Below are 8,949 nucleotides of genomic sequence, written 5' to 3'. Positions count from 1 at the left end.
CAAATGATATCAAGCCGGTGGAAATTGTCAAAGCCAGAGTTTGACCTGTCGTGCTTGCCGGGGGACCGGCAACAAGATTGTTACGCCCTCGGAGGTTGACGCGGCCGGCCATCTGGTCAAGTTTCTGCCTCCGGTCGCGTTCGCGGCATTTTCCACTGGAGCATGACGTACAGAAGAGGGAAGCCCATGGCCGACGAAGCGCTTGTTGTCATCGATCTGCAAAACGACTTTTGCCCGGGCGGCGCGTTGGCCGTGACCGGCGGCGACGAGATCGTGCCGCTGGTCAACGATATGATCCGGCGCGCCGACCACGTCGTGCTGACGCAGGACTGGCACCCCGCCGGCCATTCGAGCTTTGCCTCCAGCCATCCGGGCGCGCAGCCCTTCACCATGATCGAGATGCCCTACGGCCAGCAGACGCTGTGGCCGGACCATTGCATCCAGGGCAGCCTCGGCTCGGATTTCCACTCCGGCCTTGCCTGGACCAAGGCCGAACTCGTCATCCGCAAGGGATTTCGGCCCGCCATAGACAGCTATTCGGCCTTCTTCGAGAACGACCACACGACCCCGACCGGCCTCGCCGGCTACCTCAGGGAGCGCGGCATCGACACCGTCACCCTGGTCGGCCTGGCGACCGATTTCTGCGTCGGCTTTTCGGCGCTGGACGCCGTCAGCCAGGGGTTCAAAACCACCGTTCGGCTCGATGCCTGTCGTGGCATCGACCTCAACGGCTCGCTCGATGCCATGCTGCAGCGCATGCGCGATGCCGGCGTGACGCTTGAAGACCAGTTGTCGGACTGACGGGCGGTGGGGCAGAACCCCCTCACCCGGATTGCCAACCGAATTGCGAAAAGCAATTCGGGGCAATCCGACCTCTCCCCAAGGGGAGAGGAGGGCGCCGGCGCCGGCGCCAGTCTCTTCTCCCCACCGGGGGTCCGAAGGACGGGCGAGGCCCGCGACTCGCCCCGGCAAAGGTGGCCGCGCAGCGGCCGGATGAGGGGGCCTTTCTCATCCGCGAATACCTTAGTGGCAATCACCATGGCTCTCGCCATTCTGTTCCCGGGAGCGGCCTTCGCGGCTGATGAACACGCCCTGCCCGGCGCCTCGATGTCGCTGTGGTGGGCGCTGCCCTTTGCCGGCCTGCTGCTGTCGATCGCCACCGGCCCGCTGCTGTTCCACCATGTCTGGGAGCATCACTACGGCAAGATCGCGGCCTTGTGGGCGGCCCTGGTCGTAGTGCCGTTGGCATTGGCCTTCGGCATCCCTTCGGCGACCGAGGCCGTGCTGCATGCGCTGCTCACCGAATACATGTCCTTCATCATTCTGCTGTTCGCGCTGTTCACCATTTCGGGTGGCATCCTGGTCGCCGGCAACATCCACGGCACGCCGCTGGTCAATGCCGGGCTGCTGCTGGTCGGTGCGCTGCTGGCATCGGTCATCGGCACGACGGGCGCCTCGATGATCCTGATCCGGCCGCTCATCCGCGCCAACGACGCCAGGCCGTTCAACGCCCATGTCGTCATCTTCTTCATCTTCCTGGTCTCCAACATCGGCGGCTCGCTGACGCCGCTCGGCGACCCGCCGCTGTTCGTCGGCTTCCTGCGCGGCGTCGACTTCTTCTGGACGACCGCGAACCTCTGGCGCGAGACGCTGTTCGTCGGCGGCCTGGTTCTGGCGGTGTTCCTGGCCATCGACATCATCCTGCACCGGCGCGAGGCCAGCGCGCCGAAGATCAAGGACCCGACGCCGGATTCGAAGGTTCGCATCCGCGGCTTGCCCAACATTCCGCTGCTGGCTGGCGTCATCGGCGCCATCCTGCTGTCAGCGACATGGAAGCCGGAGGTCAGCTTCTCTATTCAAGGCGTGACGCTGGAGCTGCAGAACCTGGTGCGCGACGCCATCATCCTGGCGCTTGCCTTCGTTTCATTGGCGGTTTCGCGCCAGGAATACCGCGCGGCGAACGGCTTCAACTGGGGTCCGATCGCGGAAGTGGCAAAATTGTTTGCCGGCATCTTCATCTGCATCGTGCCGGTCATCGCCATCCTAAGGGCCGGTCACGACGGCGCGCTGGCTCCGCTGGTCGCGCTCGTCACCTCCGATCAAGGCACACCCAACAATCTCGCCTATTTCTGGCTGACCGGGGCGCTGTCATCCTTCCTCGACAACGCACCGACCTATCTGGTGTTCTTCGAGCTGGCCGGCGGCGACCCACACCACCTGATGACTGAATTTGCCTCGACATTGGCGGCGATTTCAGCCGGCGCCGTCTTCATGGGCGCCAACACCTATATCGGCAATGCGCCCAACTTCATGGTCTATGCCATCGCCCGGCAGCGCGGGGTCAGCATGCCCGGCTTCTTCGGCTATATGCTGTGGTCCGGGCTGGTGCTGATCCCGACCTTTTTGATCGCGGGTTTTCTGTTCTTTGGGTGAGAGGGAGCCCTTACCTCCCCCTTGTGGGGAGGTCGGACCGCAGGTCCGGGTGGGGGTCTGGTGCGGCACCCCCACCCGGCTGCTTCGCAGCCACCCTCCCCACAAGGGGGAGGGTAATCCTCAGCCGACGCCGACATAGCGCCTGACCGCCGACGGATCCGCGCGCAATTCCTCGACATCGACCGTCTCGCGGTTGCGGCCGTTCTCGATGAACGAGACGCGGTCGGCGACCGACAGCACCGCATCGACCCGCTGCTCGACCAGGATGGTCGAGACGCTCATGTCGCGCAGCTTCGCCACTGTCTCGCGGATCTTGGCGATCATCGACGGCATCAGACCTTCGGTCGGTTCGTCGAGGAGCAGCACTTGCGGTTCGAGGCAGAGCGCGCGCGCCATGGCCAGCATCTGCTGCTCGCCGCCGGACAAGGTGCCCGAGCGCTGCCGCAGCCGCTGGCGTAGCAGCGGGAAAAGGTCGAGCACATTTTCACGCGTTGCCTTGCCCTTGCCGCGCGCCATCAGCCCGATCTCGATGTTCTCCGCCACTGTCATCTCGGCGAACAGCCGCCTGCCCTGCGGCACATAGGCGACGCCGGCCTTCGGCACCTCATGCGCCGGCAGGCCGGTCAATTCCTGGCCGGCGAGCTTGATCGAGCCGGCGCCTGAAGGAACCAGGCCCATGATCGCCTTCAGCGTCGTCGTCTTGCCGGCGCCGTTGCGGCCGAACAGGCACAGCACCTCGCCCTCGTTCAGCACGAGGTCAAGCCCATAGAGCACCTGGACCTCGCCGTAGAAGCAGTCGAGTCCCGCGATCCGCAATGCTTCCGCCTTGTTCGTCTCAATCATGGGGCGGTCCCCAGATAGGCTTCCTGCACCGCTGCGTTTTCGCGGATCGCCTCGGGCGTGCCTTCCGCCAGGATCTTGCCGGCGTTGAAGACGGTGATGCGGTCGGCAAGCTGCATGACGACGGGCATGTTGTGCTCGATCAAAAGCACGGTGGCGTTTTTCGCGATCTCGCGCACCAGGGTGATGAAATTGTCGATCTCGCTGTCGGCCAGCCCTTGCGTCGGCTCGTCGAGGATCAGCAGGCGCGGCTTCAGCGCAAGCCCCATTGCCACTTCCAGCAGACGCTGGTGGCCATAGGACAATTGCCCGGCCGGCATATGGGCGCGATCGGCGAGGCCTGTGCGTTCGAGCGCCGTCATGACGCCGGCCTTGACCGCGCCCTTGGAGCGACCATCGCTCAGCGTGCGCTGCACCGGCAGCGCGACATTGTCATAGGTGCTGAGATTGGCGAAGACGCTGGTGATCTGGAAGGTGTAGGCGATGCCCTGGCGCACCCGGATATAGGCCGGCAGGCCGGTAATGTCGGCGCCGTCGAAGACGATCGCGCCCGAAGAGGGCTGGATGCGGCCGCTGACCAGGCTGACGAAGGTGGTTTTCCCCGCCCCATTGGGGCCGATGACGGCGCGGATTTCGCCCGGCATCAAGGTGAAGTCGACGCCGTCGACGGCACGCAGCCCGCCGAAATGGCGCGACAGGCCCTTGGTGGTCAAAAGTGGCGTCATGGCAGCCACCCGAGCCAGCGCTGGCGGGCGGTGCCGAGAATGCCTTTCGGGAAAAACAGCACCAGCAAGATCAGGGCAACGCCGACGATCAGCAGGTAGGCCGAGGTGTAGCCGCTGGTGACGTCGATGACATAGTACATGAAGACCGTGCCGATCAGTGGCCCAAGCGTCGTTGCAGCACCGCCGAGCAGCACCCACAACAGCGGCAGGATCGAATACTGCACCGAGGCGAAGCTCGAGCCGACATAGCCGAACAGCAGCGCATAGGCGGCCCCCGAGGCCGCGCAGATCGTGCCGGAGACGACCACGGCTATGAGCTTGTTGGAGAAAGTGTCGTAGCCCAGCATCTTCGTGCGCTCCTCATTCTCGCGGATGGCGACCAGCACGCGGCCATAGCGGGAGCGGACGATGGCCAGCGTCACCAGAAGCACCAGCGAGAACAGCGCCAGCGCGCTCATGTAGCGTACGGTCGGGTTGGTGAGGTCGAGTGAGGTCGTGCCGAAATTGAGCACGCGCGCCGGCTGCGGTACGACCTGGCCCTGATCGCCGCCGGTCCAGGTCGCGAAGTAGAGGATCAGCAGATAAAACACCTGGGCGAACATCATGGTGACGATCATGAAGGCGACACCCGTGGTGCGCAGCGCCAGCAGGCCGATCACCAGCGCCAGCACCGCGCCGCAGGCAATCCCGCCGAGGAAGGCCAGCGGCACGCTCCAGCCGAGCTGGATGACGGCAAGGCCGGCGCCATAGAGCCCGGCGCCGAAGAACATGGCGTGGCCGAGGCTGAGCAGGCCGACATAGCCGAACAGCATGTTGTAGCCCATGGCGAACACCGCCAGCACCATGATGCGGGCGAGCAGGCCGTGATAGTAGTCCGGCAGCACGAAGCTCAGCACGAAGAGCAGGGCGATGACGCCGAGATGCAGCGCATAGGCCTTTGCCGGCGAAGCTTCGCTCATCGCGATGTCGTCCCGAACAGTCCTTGCGGCCGGAACACCAGCACCATGGCGACCAGCAGCGTGGCGATGATTTTGGCCAGGGTCGGCGAGAAGAACATCGAGATGATGCCGTCGGACAGGCCGATCAGCACGGCGGCGACGACAGTGCCGCGCAGCGAGCCGAGGCCGCCGATGATGACGACGATGAACGACAAGAGCAGCGGATCCTGCCCCATCAGATAATGCGCCTGGCTGATCGGCACGATCAGCACCGCGGCGATCGCCGCCAGCATGGCGCCAAGCGCGAAGACGCCGCCATAGACGCGGCCGACCGGGATGCCGAAAGCCTGCGCCGTCTCGCTGTCATACTGCGTGGCGCGCATGATCAGGCCGATCCTGGTGCGTGTCAGCACCAGCCAGGTGGCGATCAGGAGAAGTGCGGAAGCCGCAATGATCGACAGTTTGTAGCCGGAATAGCCGAACCACGGCAGAAGGATGCGGTAGCTGAACGGCGGCTCCACCGGCCGCGCCTCGGGGCCATAGAAGCTCAGCGCCAGCTGTTGGATGATGTAGAGCATACCGATGGTGGCAACGATGGTGGCTTCCGGATTGTAGTTGAGCCGGCGCAGCACCAGCCGCTCGGCCACCAGCGCGATGGCGCCGACGATCAGCGGCGCGATCACCAGTGCCGCCAGGAAACCGAGCGCCGGGTGGCCACCGATCGCCGCGGTGATTGCCCAGGCGAGCACCGCGCCCAGCATGAAGAACTCGCCATGTGCGACGTTGACGACGCGCATGACGCCGAACACCAGTGAGAGGCCAAGCGCGGTAAGCGCCAGCACCGCTGATGTGACGAGGCCTTCGAGGGCGGCGAGGAGGAGATGAGGTCCGAAGTGCATGGGCTAGGCACCGAGGGATGCGCGAGGCACCCCCCTCTGCCCTGCCGGGCCCGGCCCTCCGCTGTCGCTCCGGGCGTTCGTCGTTCGGAAAGCCAAGCAATTGGCTTTCCGTCCGCTGCGCGGACCACTTCTCACCCCCCTCAAGGGGGGAGATTGGCAGTTTCTGCGAAGGCGCCCACCCCCCAACCTTGGGGATTGGCGAAACCCAAGACGACATCCGATCTCCCCCCTTGCGGGGGAGATGTCCGGCAGGACAGAGGGGGGTGCCTTGGCGCTCACGCTGCTGGAGCTAAGCTCACAGCGCTTGCTTCGTATAATCCCCCTCGGCCTCGTAAAGTCCGTCCTCGATCTTGGTCTTGTGCACGACCTTCAGCTTGCCGCCTTCGACCTTGGAGATGTTCTGGATACCAAAACACTGGTGGATCTTGCCGTTGAAGGTTTTCGCGCCCTGCGGATGCTCCGGGCCTTCGGCAAAGGCGGTCAGCGCCTCGGTCGCCTCGACCAGCTTGGCGCGGTCTTCCGGACCCTTGTAGCCGGCATCTTCCATCGCCTTCTTGACGACATAGAGCGTTTCCCAGCAGCCAAACATATGCGCTGCGGTGGAGACGTCCTTGGGGTCGCCGACGGCCGCACCATTGTCGTCGATGCCGACAGCCGCGCGATAGGCTTTTTGCGCTTCGGAATCGTCGGCCTGGGCATAGCGCGGCGAGCCTTCCCAGAAATGGCTGCCGTCGAGGAACTCGAGGCCGGGGCTGTTGATGTCGGTGGCCTCAAGCGAATCGATGAAGCCGAACAGCTGCGGCCGGTTGGAACCGTAGAACTCGCCGAGTTCCTTGACGAAGGTGAGCACCGCCGGACCGACCATGACATGGTAGATCACCTCGGTTTCGGGCGGGATCTGCGGAAAATATTTGGTGAAGGACGATTCCGTCGGCGGGATGGCGATCTGCGCGATGACCTCTGCGCCCTGCGCCTTCAGCGCCGGCGGCAGGTAGTCGCGATGGTCGTAGCCGAAGGCGAAATCGGGGAAGATCTGCGTCACCTTCTTGCCGGCATTGGCCGCGATCCACGGCGCCATCGACTGGATCTGGCTCTTCACATCGGTGATGCCGGGCTGGAAGACATAGCGGTTGAGCTTGGTCGAGGCGACGTGGTGGCCTTCGCTGACGACGAAATAGGGCATCTTGTTTTCGCCGGCGGCGGGCGCCGAGCCGATGACGACATGCGAGAACAGCGTGCCGAAGACGATGTCGGTCTTGTGCTGGGTGGCGAACTTGCCGACCACTTCCGCACCACGGCCGGGATCGGTGCCGTCATCCTCGATGATCACCTCGACCTGGCGGCCATTGATGCCGCCGGCGGCGTTGATCGCCTTGACCGCGGCAGCAGTGGTCTTCTCGTACCAGCGGCCATAGGCAGCACCGATGCCGGTGCGGTGCGACTGGAAGCCGATCTTGATCGGCGCCGAACTCTGCGCCTGGGAGTAGCGGACGAAACCTGGCGCGACGGCAAGGCCGGCGCCAGCGGCCAGACCTTTCAGCGCGGTGCGGCGGGTAAGTGCAGTCTTGGAGAGGTCGAAAAATCCGTTCTTGTCAGCCATGTTCGTTCCCCTGTTTTTCAGTCTTGACCAACGATAAGGCGGGTTCGGCATCCTCGCTCAGAAGATGCGGAAAATTGCATGTGTACAAACTAAATCACCAAAGCCTTGACGTGGCAAGCGAGCTTTCCCCAACGACATCGGGGCCGCCTTTTTGTCATCCAACCGTTGGCGTGGCAAGCAGCCAGAGGCCGAAGACGGTGTAGGCGATCATCAGCAGGGTGAGCGGAAACTGGCTGAGTGCGGCGCGGCCGGGCTGCGGATGCAGGCGCCAGGCAAAGCCATGGGCGACGAGGACGGCAAGCACATGGCCTGAGATGATAGCGCCGGCCTGGATGTTCCACAGCCACCAGGCCGACTCCGCGCCGGCGACGATGCCGGCCTCGACCTGGATGTCGGCGGTGCCGAACAGGTTCCAGCCCAGCGCGAACGGGTCGGACAGGGAGGCTGCCGCATATTGGCCATCGACCAGCAACGCCGTCAGATAATGCGCGACATGATAGGCGAGCGCGATCGGCACGATCGACCAGACCAGCAGTCCCGCTGCCTGGGCGAGCGGCTGATCGCTGCCGGCCAGACGCTGGCCGAGGATGACGGCGAAAAGGAACACCGCCGCCAGCAGAATGAAAGTCAGAGCGAGCCCAAGGCTGCCGCTGCCGATCACCGCCGTGCGGCCGGGGAATTCGAGCGGATTGACGCCGAACAGGCCGAGCCAGAAGAAGGTCTTCGACAGGCCATCGAAGGAGACCGAGGACAGGGCCAGCAGCAGGAAGGCAATGCCGCTGGGCGGCAGCGGCTCCGCCGCCAGCAGCCTGGCCCCCGGCCAGCACAGTGCAAGCCGGCCTTTCTCATCGCGCTCGACCGGCGCGAAGCGTGCCACCATCGCGAAGAAGATGGTCAGGAACTCCCCGCTGCGGCTCCACTGGGGATAGCCGAACACCAGCGTGGCCAGGAAAGAGAACAGCCAGTAGAGGCCGGCGGCCCAGGCGAGGCGAGCCGGATCGTCGGGTGCCGGATCGACGAGCTCGAACCAGGCAAAGGCGAAGAACAGGATGACGGCCGGCCAGCAGCCGAGCCATCGGGGGAGGCGCCATGGGCCTTCATCGGCTGTTCCAAGTAGACGCGAGGCAAGGCGCCACGGCCCGTACCAGGGGTTCAGCCACGACCACAGATCGCCGAAGACGCCTTGCAGCAGCGTGAGGCCGGCCCACAGCAGCGTCCAGATCACCAGCGGCAAGGGGTTGGAGAGCGGGTCGCGGCTGCCGAAAAATCCGGCGACTATGAGGATTGCAAAGCCGGCAAAGGATAACAGGCTGATGGCGGTGCGGGTGCTGTCGCCGCGGGTGAATAGCGGCAGGCGCCGGCGCCAGAACCGATCGAGGGAAGCTGCGGGCAGCAGCGCCAGCACGAGGAAGCTGACGGCAACGGCGAATGCGCCGCCGATCAGGTAGTAGCCGGTTGGGAGGAGGAGCACGTGGCCGCGGTCGGAGGCGTGGGCGAAGGCGGGGGTGGGGAGG

At 64.8% G+C, this 8,949-nt stretch carries 8 protein-coding genes; 2 read left to right on the top strand and 6 right to left on the bottom strand.

From position 1 onward, the window contains the following. Positions 1-186 precede the first annotated feature (186 nt). Positions 187-801, top strand: coding sequence for a bifunctional nicotinamidase/pyrazinamidase (gene pncA / locus CKW40_RS32005; protein WP_095203737.1), 615 nt, complete (start codon positions 187-189; stop codon positions 799-801). Between the two features lie 237 nt (positions 802-1,038). Continuing rightward, positions 1,039-2,433, top strand: a complete 1,395-nt coding sequence (locus tag CKW40_RS32000; RefSeq protein ID WP_095203736.1) for a sodium:proton antiporter — start codon at positions 1,039-1,041, stop codon at positions 2,431-2,433. Between the two features lie 120 nt (positions 2,434-2,553). Here the strand turns inward: CKW40_RS32000 and CKW40_RS31995 are convergent, their stop codons facing one another. The 6 genes from CKW40_RS31995 to CKW40_RS31965 form a co-directional block, all read right to left on the bottom strand. Beyond that, on the bottom strand, positions 2,554-3,276 hold the full coding sequence (locus CKW40_RS31995; RefSeq protein WP_095203735.1) for an ABC transporter ATP-binding protein: 723 nt from the start codon (positions 3,274-3,276) through the stop codon (positions 2,554-2,556). Continuing rightward, positions 3,273-3,998, bottom strand: a complete 726-nt coding sequence (locus CKW40_RS31990) for an ABC transporter ATP-binding protein (RefSeq protein ID WP_095203813.1) — start codon at positions 3,996-3,998, stop codon at positions 3,273-3,275. Before CKW40_RS31990 ends, CKW40_RS31995 begins: the two co-directional genes overlap by 4 nt. Further along, entirely contained in the window at positions 3,995-4,957 is a 963-nt protein-coding gene (locus tag CKW40_RS31985; protein ID WP_095203734.1) for a branched-chain amino acid ABC transporter permease, read from the bottom strand. The genes CKW40_RS31990 and CKW40_RS31985 overlap by 4 nt, the downstream gene beginning before the upstream one ends. Further along, complete coding sequence (locus CKW40_RS31980; protein ID WP_095203733.1) at positions 4,954-5,835, bottom strand: branched-chain amino acid ABC transporter permease; 882 nt, start codon at positions 5,833-5,835, stop codon at positions 4,954-4,956. Before CKW40_RS31980 ends, CKW40_RS31985 begins: the two co-directional genes overlap by 4 nt. A gap of 295 nt (positions 5,836-6,130) precedes the next feature. Beyond that, on the bottom strand, positions 6,131-7,435 hold the full coding sequence (locus CKW40_RS31970; RefSeq protein ID WP_095203732.1) for an ABC transporter substrate-binding protein: 1,305 nt from the start codon (positions 7,433-7,435) through the stop codon (positions 6,131-6,133). 154 nt (positions 7,436-7,589) lie between these two features. Then, positions 7,590-8,949: hypothetical protein (locus CKW40_RS31965; protein ID WP_143748406.1), on the bottom strand; the 1,360-nt coding region annotated here is incomplete at its 5' end.

It is taken from the genome of Mesorhizobium carmichaelinearum, assembly GCF_900199455.1.
GTDB lineage: Bacteria > Pseudomonadota > Alphaproteobacteria > Rhizobiales > Rhizobiaceae > Mesorhizobium > Mesorhizobium carmichaelinearum.
Note: the sequence above shows the minus strand (reverse complement) of the source record. Positions and strands in the feature narration are given on the sequence as shown.